The 15,293-nt window shown below is 38.6% G+C and carries 19 protein-coding genes; 10 read left to right on the top strand and 9 right to left on the bottom strand.

Annotated features, from left to right (window positions below):
- Positions 1 to 174: 174 nt before the first annotated feature.
- From F899_RS15010 to F899_RS14965, 9 genes are all read right to left on the bottom strand, one after another.
- Positions 175 to 648 (bottom strand): antirestriction protein, encoded by a 474-nt coding sequence (locus tag F899_RS15010; RefSeq protein ID WP_005108944.1) that lies wholly within the window; start codon positions 646 to 648, stop codon positions 175 to 177.
- 163 nt (positions 649 to 811) lie between these two features.
- Complete coding sequence (locus F899_RS15005; RefSeq protein WP_005108943.1) at positions 812 to 1,096, bottom strand: hypothetical protein; 285 nt, start codon at positions 1,094 to 1,096, stop codon at positions 812 to 814.
- Between the two features lie 140 nt (positions 1,097 to 1,236).
- On the bottom strand, positions 1,237 to 2,100 hold the full coding sequence (locus tag F899_RS15000; protein ID WP_005108942.1) for an ArdC family protein: 864 nt from the start codon (positions 2,098 to 2,100) through the stop codon (positions 1,237 to 1,239).
- Positions 2,101 to 2,735: 635 nt separating this feature from the next.
- A complete protein-coding gene (locus F899_RS14995; RefSeq protein WP_005108940.1) occupies positions 2,736 to 2,963 on the bottom strand; it encodes a hypothetical protein in 228 nt (75 codons plus the stop codon).
- Positions 2,964 to 3,065: 102 nt separating this feature from the next.
- Positions 3,066 to 4,013: a replication initiation protein RepM gene (gene repM / locus F899_RS14990; protein ID WP_005108939.1), complete on the bottom strand. Its 948-nt coding sequence runs from the start codon at positions 4,011 to 4,013 to the stop codon at positions 3,066 to 3,068.
- Positions 4,014 to 4,949: 936 nt separating this feature from the next.
- Complete coding sequence (locus F899_RS14980) at positions 4,950 to 5,135, bottom strand: CppA family protein (RefSeq protein ID WP_005108938.1); 186 nt, start codon at positions 5,133 to 5,135, stop codon at positions 4,950 to 4,952.
- 8 nt (positions 5,136 to 5,143) lie between these two features.
- Positions 5,144 to 5,533: a hypothetical protein gene (locus F899_RS14975; RefSeq protein WP_005108936.1), complete on the bottom strand. Its 390-nt coding sequence runs from the start codon at positions 5,531 to 5,533 to the stop codon at positions 5,144 to 5,146.
- Positions 5,533 to 6,237 carry a ParA family partition ATPase gene (gene parA / locus F899_RS14970; protein ID WP_005108935.1) on the bottom strand — a complete coding sequence of 235 codons (705 nt, stop codon included), beginning with the start codon at positions 6,235 to 6,237 and terminating at the stop codon, positions 5,533 to 5,535. The genes F899_RS14975 and parA overlap by 1 nt, the downstream gene beginning before the upstream one ends.
- A 21-nt stretch (positions 6,238 to 6,258) precedes the next feature.
- Entirely contained in the window at positions 6,259 to 6,513 is a 255-nt protein-coding gene (locus F899_RS14965; RefSeq protein ID WP_005108934.1) for a hypothetical protein, read from the bottom strand.
- A 1,534-nt stretch (positions 6,514 to 8,047) separates the two neighbouring features.
- Between F899_RS14965 and F899_RS14960 the strand changes: the two genes are divergently transcribed.
- The 10 genes from F899_RS14960 to F899_RS14915 all read left to right on the top strand — a co-directional run.
- Positions 8,048 to 8,416 carry a hypothetical protein gene (locus tag F899_RS14960; RefSeq protein ID WP_005108933.1) on the top strand — a complete coding sequence of 123 codons (369 nt, stop codon included), beginning with the start codon at positions 8,048 to 8,050 and terminating at the stop codon, positions 8,414 to 8,416.
- Positions 8,388 to 8,822 (top strand): hypothetical protein, encoded by a 435-nt coding sequence (locus F899_RS14955; RefSeq protein WP_227499309.1) that lies wholly within the window; start codon positions 8,388 to 8,390, stop codon positions 8,820 to 8,822. The genes F899_RS14960 and F899_RS14955 overlap by 29 nt, the downstream gene beginning before the upstream one ends.
- Positions 8,823 to 8,835: 13 nt before the next feature.
- The gene (locus tag F899_RS14950; protein WP_005108931.1) at positions 8,836 to 9,912 is read left to right on the top strand and encodes a TrbL/VirB6 family protein; all 1,077 of its coding nucleotides are present in this window, start codon (positions 8,836 to 8,838) and stop codon (positions 9,910 to 9,912) included.
- Positions 9,912 to 10,697: a VirB8/TrbF family protein gene (locus tag F899_RS14945; RefSeq protein WP_005108930.1), complete on the top strand. Its 786-nt coding sequence runs from the start codon at positions 9,912 to 9,914 to the stop codon at positions 10,695 to 10,697. The genes F899_RS14950 and F899_RS14945 overlap by 1 nt, the downstream gene beginning before the upstream one ends.
- An 11-nt stretch (positions 10,698 to 10,708) precedes the next feature.
- Positions 10,709 to 11,446 carry a TrbG/VirB9 family P-type conjugative transfer protein gene (locus F899_RS14940; protein ID WP_005108929.1) on the top strand — a complete coding sequence of 246 codons (738 nt, stop codon included), beginning with the start codon at positions 10,709 to 10,711 and terminating at the stop codon, positions 11,444 to 11,446.
- 1 nt (position 11,447) lies between these two features.
- Positions 11,448 to 12,800 (top strand): TraB/TrbI/VirB10 family type IV secretion system protein, encoded by a 1,353-nt coding sequence (locus F899_RS14935; protein WP_005108928.1) that lies wholly within the window; start codon positions 11,448 to 11,450, stop codon positions 12,798 to 12,800.
- A 16-nt stretch (positions 12,801 to 12,816) separates the two neighbouring features.
- On the top strand, positions 12,817 to 13,848 hold the full coding sequence (gene virB11, locus F899_RS14930) for a P-type DNA transfer ATPase VirB11 (protein WP_005108927.1): 1,032 nt from the start codon (positions 12,817 to 12,819) through the stop codon (positions 13,846 to 13,848).
- Positions 13,823 to 14,149: a hypothetical protein gene (locus F899_RS14925; protein ID WP_005108926.1), complete on the top strand. Its 327-nt coding sequence runs from the start codon at positions 13,823 to 13,825 to the stop codon at positions 14,147 to 14,149. The genes virB11 and F899_RS14925 overlap by 26 nt, the downstream gene beginning before the upstream one ends.
- A 3-nt stretch (positions 14,150 to 14,152) precedes the next feature.
- Positions 14,153 to 14,611, top strand: coding sequence for a hypothetical protein (locus F899_RS14920; protein WP_005108925.1), 459 nt, complete (start codon positions 14,153 to 14,155; stop codon positions 14,609 to 14,611).
- 11 nt (positions 14,612 to 14,622) lie between these two features.
- Positions 14,623 to 15,293 (top strand): lytic transglycosylase domain-containing protein (locus F899_RS14915; protein ID WP_005225555.1); only part of this gene is annotated, 671 nt, incomplete at its 3' end.

Genomic DNA, 15,293 nt, shown 5'->3' with positions numbered 1-15,293 from the left:
TATATTGATTTGTGAGCACAAAACAAATTAGGTGATTAAATGTAACTTTTCCGACTTGGTTTAAATGCTCCTGATTTCTCGCCTATAGGCTTTATTTCTGTGGGTTGGTCATATTGCTGGATTCTGGTCTAAGAAGGGTGATAGGCATTAAAAAAGCCCCTTGCGGGGCTTCTTTTAGTCAATCATCAAATAGATAGCATTTGTATTTAAAATCCCTCTGTTTTTGTCCATCAGTTGTTTGATGTAGTCACTAAAGAAAACGGCTCTGCGGTTGATAGCTGGTTTAGATTCATAGGTTGCCATTGCCAGGTGCGAAAGTGCATACAAATTAGCAATCATTGAAAATTCTGTTGCTGTCACTTCATACGTGCTGCCCCATCCATTTTCTAAAACAAAACTTTCATCAGTCTGTAGCTCAAAAAATCCGTTTTCAGTTTTCCAGAATCCGCCATTGTATGAATCTGAAAGATTACTAGCTGACTGGTAAAGCGCAGATTCCCAATAAAACACCATCAGCCCCATAGGTACAGTAAAACATGGCTCATCTGCATCTTGCATGGTTTGAAATCCCTTTAAGTCAATTGCATTAAAACTGTCATAGCTTGCTGCTTGGATTTCATCGGCATTTAATAAAACTAAATCGGTCATTTTCTTAATTCCTATTTTTATCAGATCGCCAATCGACCTGATAAAATAATTATACTCATATTGATTTGTGTGTACAAAACAAATTAGGTAATTAAATGTAACTGATTTTTGTGTCTTGGTTGGTCTGTGCTAGGCATTAAAAAAGCCCCTTGCGGGGCTTTTATTATCTCTTTGCTACTTCATCCAGAATCTCATAGATTCGCTTTAAATAGTCTTTGGCTTGATATATAGCATCGTCCATATCTTCATGCCGTGTAGCTTCTAAAAACAACTCTGTGCGTCCTTTAAAAAAGATAGTGATTGCTTTGTGCTGACCTAGAACAATGAAAATTTCAGCTTTACTTTTCTTTAAATAGATACCTTGCATCACCTTTGTAGCATTCCGTTTTGACAACAAAACATTTTCTACAAGGTTTAAAACTGTTTTTGGGCTTACTTGGGTTTTCATTTATAAGTACCTGTTTTATTGTTAGATCGCCAATCGACCTAATAAAATTATTATACTTATATTGATTTGTGTGTACAAAACAAATTAGGTAATAAAGTGTAAATGATCAGGAATTAAAAAAGCCCCTTGCAGGGCTTCTGTTAGTTCATGATAAATTCGTGGGCTTTTTGGGCTTGGGCTGCTGCCGTGAAAATTGCCTTAGTGTCATTTTTCAGGACTTGTAACCATGATTTTAAATAGCAGGCATGGTTTTCAATTGTATGCTTCACAATGCCTGTTTTCGCACAAGTGAAGGCACTTGATAGCTCTGCAATTAGTTCTTCCATAGCGTAAGACTGTGAGCCAAAACGCCCGCTTAAATTACGGTCTAAACGGCTTTTATTTCCTGTCCAATGGCTTGCTTCATGGAATAGAACAGAATAGAAATATTCAGCTTTTGTAAACTGCTCTTTAGCTGGCAAAACAATTTTATCCACGCTTGGCACGTAGTACGCTGAATCACTCGAACCGATCTGAATAGCTGCGCCTTTCTTCTCAATAAGGTTATTCAAGATAATTTCACCGGCTTCAATTTTAGAAAATTCATTTTCTAGGCTGGTTTCATTGTTTGAAATAGTGACGTTTTCAAGCTGTGCAACATTGAACAAGTAGAAGGGTTTAGCAATCGCAAAACGCTCTTTTTCTACTTCGCCACTTTCAGGGTTTACAGTGTCTTTTTCAATCGGCTTATAGAATACGCATACTGTTGATTTCTCGCCTTTGCGAACCTTCAGATTGTTTGCTTTAGCTTGGTTGAATGTAAGCCATTCATTATGCTGGTAGCCGAATTTCTGCATAGCTGCTGCCAGAATCAGAATGTTAATGCCGTTATAGAAGTCGCCTGTTACATGGTTTTTCGGTGCAAATAGATCAGTGCTTCCGATCTTTGACCATAGCTCTTGTGAGCTGGTTGCAGTTTCCATCAGTTCAATGATTTGGTTTGTAACTTGTTCATATAGATTCATTTTTTAACTTCCTTTCTTATTAGATCGCCAATCGACCTAATAAAATAATTATACTCATATTGATTTGTGAGTACAAAACAAATTAGGTAAAGAAATGTAAATGAATCATAGCGGGTATATACAGAGCAAAGTGTCCACTTTGCGAACTATGGAAAGTGCAAAACCTTCCCTCCCTGATTACCGTTGAAGGGGCAAGCGAAGCAGCCAAAATCTGTGATTTTGGCTAGCTGACCGCAGACCCTCAACTGCTTCCTTTTGCTTATAAGCGGGAATAGCCGAGCAATCCCGCAGGGTTGCGACAGTAGGGCAGGGGGGTTAATTATTTATAGGATTGAGTGGCAAAATATGACATTGACCATGCAGCTGTGGCCAGTACCGGATCTTCATCTTGAACTTCATAAGTTATTGTTTTTCTTATAAGTGAAAAAATAGGGGGATACCCCCCTATTGGCATAATGTGTCAGTTATAGTCCCACTTGCTAGGCACTGATCTGAAGCGTTGGGATTTATCAAAACCCATTTTTCTATTTACTGAAGATTTCCAACTATTAACTGCTCCCCGACTAAACTGAAATAGAGAGGGTTAAACTTTGGCACACGGTATCTTGTCTCTTTCTTAGCTCCCTTTATACAGCTTAAGACTTCATCTGCAATCTGCAATCTGCAATCTGCTCATTGTCACATTCCAGAATGGCAGTAAAGTCGTCAATTTTTGCATGTATCTTAGACTTACTTTTTTCTAGGACACCACAAGAATTGACCAATATATAAAAGTAATGAAGGTGGGAAATATCAACTGTGTATTTAACGTTGCTGTCTTGCTCGTAATCTTCGACAACAGGAAAACCAAAATCTAGCTGCATGATGCTTACCTCTTATTAGATCGCCAATCGACCTAAAAGAAATTATACCTATATTATTTTGTGAGTACAAAATAATATAGGTATATAAATGTAATGCAGTAATTACTTATTAAAGTCCGTTAATGTATGAAGGGCTGTAAATATTCTTTTTGCTGTTTCAGGTCTTACGCTGTCCTTATCTCTTAGAATATTTCCAATCCATATAGCGAATGCAGCATAATCTTTATTGCCAGCAAGATCGCTTAATTCGTGTTGTTTTGAAAGTTTATTAGAATAGATTTCAACCTGTTTATCACTGATCTTACAGAATAGTTCCTCAACCTTTTTCTTTTGGGTAGTAGTCTTTTTACTAGCTGCTTCCCCTTTAATCTTAAACTTGAACTCAAAGCCCGATACTACCCTTCCTGTTTTATGTTGGTCATACTTAACCGTAATATCTGTTTCCTTGTTGATCTGTTCAATCGCAGGCTCTAAAACTCTTTTCTTAAAGTCGCTCATCGTTTTATATTCAGTATCTTGAACGCCTATTTTTTGACGAAAATCACTGATTTCAAGAATGGGCGTTTTCCCTAAACTGCGCCAAGCAATCAATAATTCATAAAGTCGAATTGCATACTTACTGGTAAGTTGTGCAACTTGCTTTAACTGATAACTTGTAAAATGTCTTTCCAGTCTAGTGACTAATGGCACTACCGCAGGAGAGAAAATAATCTCTAAGATTGCCAGGTGAGGTATATAAGAAATTTGCGAAATCCAACGTGATTTAACGACAATTTCTTTGCCGTTATCTAATTGTTCTTTAAAAGTAAATTTTCTTTCAAATAAATTATTCACTGCATTTTTTAAGGCATCGTATGAAGCTTCTTTACTAACATTGAATCGCTCTGCATAGTCACTAGCATGAATCTTTAATCTACTTTCAGGGGTTATTCCTTGTCCTGTTTCTCTTGCCGTAATGATTGATAAAAGAATTAGTCGTTGTTCTGTGACTTCTAGGTTATAACTTGCATTAATTAAAACATTATCCTTAACCACTAGATCATTTGACATTATGAAATTCACTTATTATTAAAAGACAACTATAGTTTATGTCATTAAAATGACATAATCAATAGGTGTCACCATAAAACAAAGTAATAGTCTTTTAATAGCAAAGAGATTGTCTTTGAATAACAAAGAAACTGTCTTTTAATAGCAAAGTAATTGTCATTAAATAAGTTCTGTAACCCTTGTATATAAAGGCTTTCAGCGTTTCTAAAAACATTTAAAAGTATTTATAAACCTTAAAAACCCAATTCTTATTTTTTAAGTAAATTTTATTTTATTTTACGTGTATCAAATATGAGTTAGGAATTAATATTTTTTTTAATATACTGTAATGAAAAAGCTTTAGACAAAATAATGAGATAAACAATGAAATTTTTATTAAAAGCAGCTTTCCCCCTGTAGACTTTTTTAGAGTGTGAGAAGGGAAAACCATACGGTTTTCCTAAAAGTCGTAAATAAAGAAAAATAGAGCATTTTATGGGTAGTGATTGCACTGAAGGTCATACAAAACATTCTACTTAATTTGGCTCGAAAACTTCCGCATGTTTTGGCAATGCTTCAGCATTGGTAAAGCTAAGGAAGTTTTGAGCAGTCAACCGATTGACAGTATTGGCTATCATGGTTTTATTAGCAGAGGGCGACAGAGCGGGGGACACAATATATTGTATTAAGGGGTAAAAGGATCTCCGCTATATATTGTGTTTTAGTGCTTTGAGAACATGCTTGAAATACTGGCATAAGTGATGCCTAAAAAAAGTAATATGCCTTTAAGTCGAAGTAAGATCAGGCAGAAAATAGCCATACTGATAAAAAAGAATTTGGTCCCTGTTAGCTGCGGGAAAAAATAGATAATGATTGCAGGCATTAGCAAGGCTATGACCAGCAGACTTCTAAACACTATTTTGAACATTTTAGCCCCTTTAAATAGCAGAAAGCCCCTTATTTTCGGGGCGATATATCTAACACTTTAAAGATATTGGACAAGTAGGGTCGTTTATTTTGTGTTGCCAGTTCGTTTACTGCATATTCAATAGCGACCTGATCAACTTGCGTCAGTAAATATTCATAATTCTTCTGATCAACGTCATTGTTAATAATAACGCTGGCTGCTCGTTCCTGTTCCATATCATCACCTATTTGAGTAGGTTCTCACTGATCAACCAAGCTGATAGAGCATTTCTAAGCTGGTCACTTCGATTGATACCATAGTTCGCTTTGAAGTTATCAATCTTAATATCAAGCAAGTAATTGATCGTATAGATCAGTTTCTTTGAATTGCCCTTGCTAAGTTCTTCGCTGTATTCAGTTTCAGGATGATTTAAATAAAACTCTAATGCAGTTCGGGCAATGTCTGCCAGTACCATTTTTCGCTTATCAGCTACTTTCACGATTTTTTTATACAGGTCGGGATTGATTGCGATTTTCTGAATCTTGTCATGATTCATTGAATTAACAACGTGTGACTTCTCATTTGCCAGATGAGCATTGCTAGTAGCAGTAGCAATGCTTTTAGGTGCTCTCATTAAATGGCTTCCTCTTGCTGCACAATGTTTTCACGGCTAAGGATTTCATCAATTAACGCATTCACTTCAATGATCGCCTTCTTGTCCATTCGCCCGCTATCATCTTTGTATTCAAAGACTGTTAAACCTTCACCCAAGCTGCGGGAATATGCAGTTCTTAGCTCAACAACTGTATCGAAGATCGGCAACGGATAAGTTTCAGCTAACCAGTCTTTTACTTCAGTAAAAATCTTAGTGTTCTTCTTCACGCCACTAAGTAAGAAGTAAGCAGAAAAATCACGGTAGCTTTGAATCTCATTAATGGATGCGATAGTCGCTTTAGTAGCCCACGCATCAAGTGGAGAGGTAGTATTAGGTACAATGGCAATATCGCAAGCAACTAAGGCTAATCGGGTTAATTCTGACTGTCTGCCTGCACCATCAATAATGACAAAATCATATTTGGTTTTCAGTTTGGCAACTTCTTTAGCCAAGTTGGTTTTAGGCACACCGATCACAGTCATATTTAAATCAATATCAGCTTCGTCACGTACTGTAGCCCATTCAAGTGAAGATGCCTGCGGGTCACCATCAACTAACAGAACATCATAACCACGCAGCGACAGACCAAATGCTAAATTAATTGAGGTTGTGGTTTTAGCAACACCCCCTTTCTGATTAGCCAGGGCGATTACTTTCGATAATTTTTCTGTTTTAGTATTCATTTAATAATCCTTGTTATTCAATTATTCAGGTTGGTTAGTTTCTTTTGTAGCTGGTCGTCTGCTTTCAGGAAGTATGCCGTTATCAACCATTGTGCTGATCAGATAATCCGTAAGAGAAAGATTATTGTCTTTGCAGTACTTAATGAGTTTCTGCTTATCTTCAAAATTAATTCGAGCTTGGAAACGATCTTCTTTTACAACTTCTTTGACTGAGTTCTTATTGCCGATCATTGTTGATCGAGTAAGACCTTTGGTACTTCTTCTGATAGTAGTCATAGTAATTAATCCTTACTTATTTATGCCTATATTATATTGTACTCACAAATCAATCAAGGTTAATTTTAGATTAAATTGTTATTCTCAATAATCAATATCTATCTTTATATATTTATATACATATTAAAACCTTAACTATTGTTCTCATCCACTCCATCACCACTCACACCGCAGACGCTTCGCTTACTGCGGGTGGTGGGGAGGAGCGGATTTCGGCAATATTCACCCTAGATAGCCTAAGCAAAAATGCTTAAAAAGCTATCTTGAATATTGCCATGAAGCTCTGCGGTCTGGAGCCGGTATCGCTTTCAATCGGCACTGTATGGCTTGCAAGTCCATTTACAGCAAGTGAGTATTTAGAGTCTTGCAACTCCCCTGACACACGCATTAGCTCACTCATCTATACTGATAACTCGGCGAGGGGTTTCCCAACATACCACTTCTATCAAGCTATAGACGTATTCCCTGCGACCCCACAATTATTGTGTCTTTCATCAGTATGCGGGCGTATTACAATGGCAAAATGTAATACTCATGCGATGGTGATACTGCCGTCACTTAGTCCTCCTGCTACACCATCCGCCTGTAAAACTCTATGCCATTGATAACCCATTTAAGGCAATGCACTTACAAACATAAAGTTTTATAAATCACAGAAGTAGGCGAAACTCGGCAAATAAACAAATGCGCTTATTTGATACACGAATAGACATTAAAGTAACGAAGTTTTTTCAGAGTACGGCTTGCAAAAACTTCTATTTATGCAACAATAGAGTTCAGGTACAAGCCTTATGGTGAAATCGTAGTGGTCGCCAAACCCTTCGATCTTCGTTAGATGATGTTAACGGCATCAAATAACTGTGTACCCCGAATATAGAATAAAGCCCTGATAGTTACAAGACTATCGGGGCTTTTTCTTTTTCCAAAAGTTTTATATTAATGCCTGATTAATAAGAATAATTTAACGTTTGTTATTGAATTTCATAGAGTTATAACTCTAAATTTTATTGATTTTTACTTTAATTTTTTGAGTAAAAAATAACTTTCTATCTAATTGATTTATCTCTCACTATCTTTTTATGTCCTAAAACTGCACTACATAAGGCTTCTGGTCAGCGGACCAGCCAAAGTCTTAAATCATCATTTCAATAAAAAGTTTCTAATTCACATAATTAGTACAACAAAAAGTAAACATAACATCATGTTTTTACTATCAAAATACTGCCCAAGTTAAGTTTTGTTTACTAATTAAAACACTTGAAACATTAAGTTTTAAGTAAACTTGCACTATTTTTAAGCTTATAGAGTTATACTGTTATAACTCTGTTGAGAAAAGGGTAGAAGCCATGAAAAAAATGATCATTACAACCATCTGTATATTGAGCATTACATCCTTAACCGCTTGTGCAACTAAGACTGGCTCTCAAAAAGGATTAAAAAAATCTCCATGTGCTTGTGTATTCCAGTCATTACCAAGTGCAGACCTTCACAAAAGTATTGACGCTATCAACCCACTTAACGAAGGAAGCCCAGCATGAAAAAGTTTGCACTTCCTTTGATCGCTTCAGCGTTTCTTATGGCTTGTTCTGACGAACCTAAACAGCCTGAAGTGAACGGAAATGATTACGTTGGGTCATGGGTGAATCCTGTCGGTCAACAATCTCAAAACCCCAATGACGTAATTATTAATGACCGTGTAATCATTGCGCCAAGTGACCTAGAAGGCGTTTTTAAAGTTTCGATACTGGCTAAAGGTGTTTTCACTGACATGGAATTTAAGCCTGAAAACGGCTTGTTATGTGCTGCGAATGATGCCTGCTTTCAGTTAGTTGATGGAAAGCTGAAGCTCGGTAGTGAAGCGGGTATTTTGACCTATGAGCGAGAACAATATGAAAATCAGTAAAACCATTGTCGCACCTTCACTGCTGCTTTCCCTTAGCTTGGCTATGACAGGGTGCTTTACTTCTAAGCCCGATATTTCAGGCGTATGGATTCCTGAACACACGCCTAAATCAACTTTTTTCTATGATTACTATGTGATCTCTGAAGCTGATAAGCAGGGCAATTTTGCAGTTAAGAAATTCAGCTATCAGATTCAAAACATGAACGCTTTTAATCCTGCAAAACTTCCTAAACTAACAGGAGAATCGGCAGGGGTCTTAACTTTCACAAAAGATGATACTTACTGCTCTGAAGGCTCTTTAACGACTTGTTTTATTTACTCTGAAGGTACGCTACGTAAATCAGATTCATCAAAAGTATTCATATTGTCTAATAAGAATCCTCCCGAAATTCCAGTGATCCGCTAAGGGAGAAGGCACTATGAAAAAGATCATTTATGTTTTCTTTCTCTTGTTTAGCTTCATAAGTCTTGGTTCTGCTTATGCTGAAGATTACTACACTAATCCTCAAGACTTAGGGCAGGGGACAGAAACAGTCAACAATGCCGATGCTGGTACTGGTGCTGGCAATAACAATATTGCTGATTCAATGTCCCAGGTGACGCAAAACGGAATGCAAGAGCTTGATTCAGTCGTTGATAGCTTAATCACAGATGTAGATAAAAATATTAAAGACAATATTCAAGGCTACTACCAAAAAGTAACTGCTCCAATTATTCCAGTCTTTGCAGGCTTTATTGTCATTTGGCTGACCTTTCAAGGCATGAAAATGATGCTGGGTATGCCTGTTGAGATTCAGCAAGTTATTGCGACTTTCGTGCTTATGCTGCTGATCTGGACAATCGTTTTTTCATGGGATGCCTTCTTTCCTTATGTAGCTGAAGTTTTCCTAGATGATGTGCCGAACCTGATCACTGAAATGACAGGCACCGATTCCAAAACCACACTTCAATCATTTGTTTCTATTATTTTTGAAGCTATCGCACTGGCTTTTAACAACATTGACACAGGCATCACCAACGTTGTGAGTGGCTTTTTCTTCGTCCTGATTTACTCCTTTATCTTCGGGCTGGCTTGTCTAGTTTGTGCTTTGTTCTTCCTGATTTGGGTCATTTGCAAAGTAATCATCGGGATTTTAATTGCTGTTGCCCCTATTTTTCTTGCTGCTGCAATGTTCCCAGCTACTCGTAGATATGCGACCAACTGGCTTCAAGCGGTATTAACTCCAAACGTGGTTTTACTACTACTGATCGTAAGCTGCGACCTAGTTTTAACTTCAGTAGTGAAGGGTATCCAGCACTTAAATGATAACGGCAGCACCTTCACAGGGGCTTTTGTCATGGTCATTGTTCTGCTTGTTGTAGTAGGTCTTTTCGCAATTATTCCAAAAATTGCAATTTCTCTTGTCGGCAGCGGTTTTGAAGCTTCAACCAGTGCAACTACAGGTGTAACCAATTCTGCGACTAATGCAGTTAAACGCTTTGGGAGTAAACGATAATGCTACCTCAAACTAAAGATCAGCTAGACGCTCAATTTAAAGCCCTTCAGGAAAGCGTTAAAAAGAGTGAAAACCGTAACGGCAAAATTACACTGTGGTCGCTGGGACTTTGTGGGGTTTTAGCAGTAGGAAATATTACTCAAGCAATTGCTAACTACAATCTAACTCCATTAAAAACAACCGAACCGATCATTGCCGTGATTGATTCCGAAACAGGAATCATGACCCAAGTTGAACGTTTTGATTCAACTACTGACCCTAAGCTAATCGAAAAACTTGTTACTTCTTACTTTTGGGACACGATTTCTAGCCGATATGGTTATTACGGCAAAGTCGGAAAAGATCAGCTTGCAGCTCAATACAGTAAAACTTCCACTTTCTTAGATAGTAAAGATCGCTCTGATTTTGAGAATGAAATTAGCGGATTAAATAGCAATTCACCTTACAACTTACTCGGTGAATCAGGCTCTATCACACCTAAAATTATTTCATTGAACTTTCTAGGAAATAACAAGGTACAAGCGAATTTCAAAACTACCGTTGTTAAGGGCGCACAAGTACAGCAATTCAGCTACACAGTTACCGCAGATTATGTGACTGACAACTTCGATGACTTATCTGTAAAAGATCGCTGGATTAACCCGTTCGGGGTCAAATTTAAGAATTGGAACTTAACACAGAACTCGTCTAATGATGCCCTGATTGCACCGCCAAGCAGTCCGGTACTTCCTACGCCTGAATCTGTGCCTGCCCCTGAATCTGCAACTGCACAAACAACAAATTAAGGTAGATCAAAATGAAAAAAACGCTCATCTCAATACTACTTGCTGCAACGTGCATTGCTTCCGCTCCAAGTTTTGCAAAGCAAATCCCTGTCGGCTTAAAAACTGATGGTCGAATTAAAACTGTTCCATATTCTGAAAACCATGTTGTTGAACTTTCTACAACTTTCGGCATTAGCACTGTGGTCGAGTTTGGAAATGAAACTATCCAGACTGTAGCGTCTGGTGACACGATTGGCTGGCAGATTATCCCGCAGGGGAATCGCCTTTTTGTCAAACCTGCAGAAAAGCCACAAGCGGGAATGAACCGTACAAACTTGACCGTGATCACTGATAAACGGAACTACTACTTCAACCTTTTCAATTCAAGCCAGCCTGTCTATGTACTTCGTTTTAACTATGCAGACGTAAATAAAACGAACCGTTTAATTGCTCAACAGAATGCCCCTAAACGTGCATTGGGCGAACTCCCTATGACAAGTATCAAGTGGGGCATGGATGCCACTCATAGCAAATCAATCAAGGTCTTGGGTGTTTCTGATGACGACCAATTTACCTTTATTCGTTTAGGTAAAAATTCACCTCGCCCAGCCGTTTATGCGGTGAACGGTGAAGGCTATGAAGAACTAACTAACTCACGCCAAGAGGGTGACGTAATCGTGATTGAAAGCGTGTCGGATGCTTTCACTTTGCGTCTAGGTAATGAATATGTCTGCATTCTGCGTAAACCTAACGTGATCGGAGCTAAATAAGATGACTAATAAAAATGAATTCGATACCCCTGATAACTTCAGTACCAATGATCACGTTTTTTATGGTGATGAGAAAAAAGGGAAAGATGATTTTGAGATCAAAGATGATTTTTCTGAAAAGTCTAAAACGTCTGTAAAAGACATGGATAAGGCAAAGTTAATCAAAGTAGGTGTAATCTTATTTGTAGTGATTGGCTTAGTTATTTCTGCTGTCTATTTCAAGCTGCAAAAGAACAAAGAATCACGACTTGAATCAGGTGTTGAAACGGCTGTCGCTAAACCTGTCACCAATATTGAAGGTACAGGTCTAAGTGAAGATAGATTCGGCTTCGGTGGACCACAACCGATTCCAGCTTTAACAGAACCGAACCCACTGCCAACGGCTAATGAAAAGTCACCTGAACAGCTAGAAATGGAACGTCAATTAGCTGCACAGCAACAACAGCTTGCAATGGAACAGGAACAGGCACGACAACAAGCCATTGCACAGCAACAAGCCCTTCTAAATGCCCGCTATAAGTCGGGAATTATGGTTACTGGTCAAAGTCAAAGTAATAGCGGGATTAGTCCTAATAATGCTGCTGGTGATATGGCTGGCGTACCGCCTGAACTTATGCCGTTATTTATGAGTATGCAATCATCCCAGGCTAACAATAACGGTGGTGCAAATACTTCTAATGTGAACCCTCGTATTGCAAATAACTCTGCATCTTCTATGGGTGGTCGTTTCGATTCCAGCACTACTAATCAGAAAGCCCCTATCGCTCATGCAAGCTATAACGCTGACCGCAGACTACTCATTCAACAGGGCAAGATTGTTGATGCAGTTTTAGAAACTGCCGTTAAAAGCGATCTGCCAAGTAACATTATTGCCCGTGTGACAACAGATATTTACGGTGAACAAGGTCGAAATCGACTGCTGCCTGCGGGTACTCGTCTTTTTGGTCAGTATTCCTCAATTGTAAATGATGGACAGGCTGAAGTTGCTGCGGTTTGGAATCGTGCAATTACTCCTAACGGTGTTGAGATCATGCTTGATAGCCCTAGCACAAATGGGCTGGGTGTCGCTGGCTTAGGTGGCAAGGTAAACAACCATTACGGCAGAATTTTCGGCACAGCTACGCTTTTAAGTGTGATCGGTGCGGGTGTAAGCAATGTAGGTGTAAGCAGTAGTGATCAAAATAATGCGTCCCAAGCGTACCGTACTGAAGTAGCTAACTCTTTCGGTAATCAGGCTGATCGTGTTCTGCAACGCAATCTTTCAATTCCTCCGACAATTACAGTGCCACATGGCACACGTATTAAGGTCTTAGTCGCTAAAGACTTGGATTTTTCTACAATCTTTAATCAATAAAGGCGGGGGGAATATCATGTCTATTCTTGTCCTTAAAGATTTAGAGAAAGCCTTTGGTGAAGATATTAACAATGATGATATTACTGAGATTTCAGTAAATAAGCCTTGTGAGTATTTCGTGGCTATGAAAGGCACAAGGGACATGATTAAAAGAACTAATCCTGATCTTTCTTATGCACTGTTAAAACGTCTTGCTGAAAGCATTGCGACTACTACTGAACAGACAATTTCAGAAGCCCAGCCTTTGCTTTCGGCACAGATTCCTTCACCTACTCATGAAGGCTTATATTTCCGTATTCAATTCGTGCGTGACCCTGCTGTTACTACAGGGTCTATCGCTTTATCTATCCGTAAACCAAGTGTTCTAAGCCTGCCATACAGTGCTTATGAATCTATCTTGAATGCAGTTGAACCGTTCAACGCTATTTCTTCTAAAGATCAAGAATTGCTTGATCTCTATGAAAGTCGTCAATTTCATAGCTTTCTGCATAAAGCAGTTGCCTATGAAAAGAACATCATTATTTCTGCTCAAACTGGTGCAGGTAAAACCACACTTTTTAACTCTTTAATTCATGATGCTATCCCTTTGGGTGAACGCCTAATCACGATTGAAGATGCTAAAGAGCTACGCCCGCCACATGAAAATACCTTGCAGCTTTACTACTCAAGGGGTGGACAAGGTAAGGCTAAAGTTACTGCTCAAACGCTTATGGAAGCCTGCCTACGTTTATATCCAAAACGTATCTTACTTGGTGAGATTCGGGGGGCAGAAGCCTTCACTTATTTGAACTTAATTTCTTCAGGTCATGATGGGTCAATCGCAACCCTTCACGCTAATGACCCGCTTAATGCAATTGATCGTCTAACTCTCATGGTTTTACAAGCTGGTACTACGCTGACAAGTGATCAGGTCAAAATGTTTGTAAAACAAAGTATCGACATTATCGTCCAACTCGGCAGAACGGAAACTGGCGGTTATGGCTGTTCAGCTATCTACTTCAAAACTTTTGAGGATTTGAAAAATGAAAAAAATAATATTCATGCTTAGTTTTTTAGCTTGTGCAGCTTGCTCATCCAAAGGCATAGATGGCGAATATAACCGTATTGAACAGACAGCTTTTGAACAAACCAACGGAATGAGTAGCGGTCTGATCGTTGCCGATCAAGGTTCCAAAGTCACTTTAAAAAATAGTTGGGGTGATGTGGCTTTAAACACAGTTAAGAAAGAAGAAAAACTGGTTATCCAATATCAAAACCAAGATGCCTTTCTGCTGGAACAGAAAGGAAATGTGATCACGCTGACTGATGTAGATAATCCTGATCAGACATACAAATTTAAAAAGGACTAAGCCATGAAAAAAATTACCCTTGCTGCTTTTGTCTTTGTAAGTCTGACCGCAGCCGAAGCACAGTTACCGCAGACTTTTACTCAAGTGCTTCAGTCTTTTGCTCAAGATAATCGCTTAATCTACATTCCTGAAACCCCTAATCAGGGCGATTACATTACTTATAAATTTTCTAGTGATGCCAGTTGTCACTCTGAAAGCTGTGCCGATCTGAAAGTCTATTACAGCATTGACCCCAACTGTGTGCCTGCCAGTGTTGGTTTATTTGGTGAACTACCTGTACGTATTCCAGGTGATGCAAAAGCCCTTTTTATTTCTCCCACTATTTCTGATGTTTCTAGCCAAGCTAAGGACTTTCTACGTGTTCAAGTTAAAGGTGGGTGCTATGAGTTTTCTATGGGAGAAAAAGGCTCACATTTTAAAACTCTAGTGGATTTGGCTAACCGTTTGGCTGCTGCTAAGTAAGGAATACAACTATGAAGATAAAAAAATTATCACTTCTAATATTAGTTGGATTAAGCAGTATCAGTGTTGCGTCTAATCTTCCTTATCATGATGTAGTCCTTTCTGCTTCAGCTAAATATGGTTATGACCCGCTTTTAATTCATGCTGTTATCGAAAAAGAATCTTCACATAGAAATACAGCAAGATCAGGTGTCGGGGCGCAAGGCTTAATGCAATTAATGCCTGCAACAGCAAAATCTCTCGGTGTATCTAATCCTAATGACCCTGTTCAAAATGTGAATGCTGGTACTCGTTACCTTAAGCAGCTTAACTCGCAATTCGGAAATATGCCCCACGCTCTTTATGCGTATAACTGGGGGATGGGTAACTTACGTGCTTATCTGAAAGGCACTAAAAAAGTAATGCCAAGAGAAACCCAAGAGTATGTACCAAAGATCGCACAGTTTTATAAAAACTATGGTGGGTCAGGTAACTATTTCGGTGGCAATGTTATTAAAGGCACTAATAATGCTCAAGGCAAGCCAGCTACAACGGCAATTGAAAATGAAAACTCCAAAAAGATTCGTGAAAAGCTGGAAGTCCAAAATGCTTGTAAGCCTGTAAAACTGCCTGAAGCCGAACAGGTAGATATTGATTCACCTATCACTCTACCTCCTATCCCTCCGGTTACTGGCGGGGCGGG

Source organism: Acinetobacter sp. CIP 101934 (genome assembly GCF_000369585.1).
GTDB classification, from domain to species: Bacteria; Pseudomonadota; Gammaproteobacteria; order Pseudomonadales; family Moraxellaceae; genus Acinetobacter; species Acinetobacter schindleri.
The sequence above is the reverse complement of the archived record's forward strand: the minus strand, read 5'-3'. Positions and strand labels throughout refer to the sequence as shown.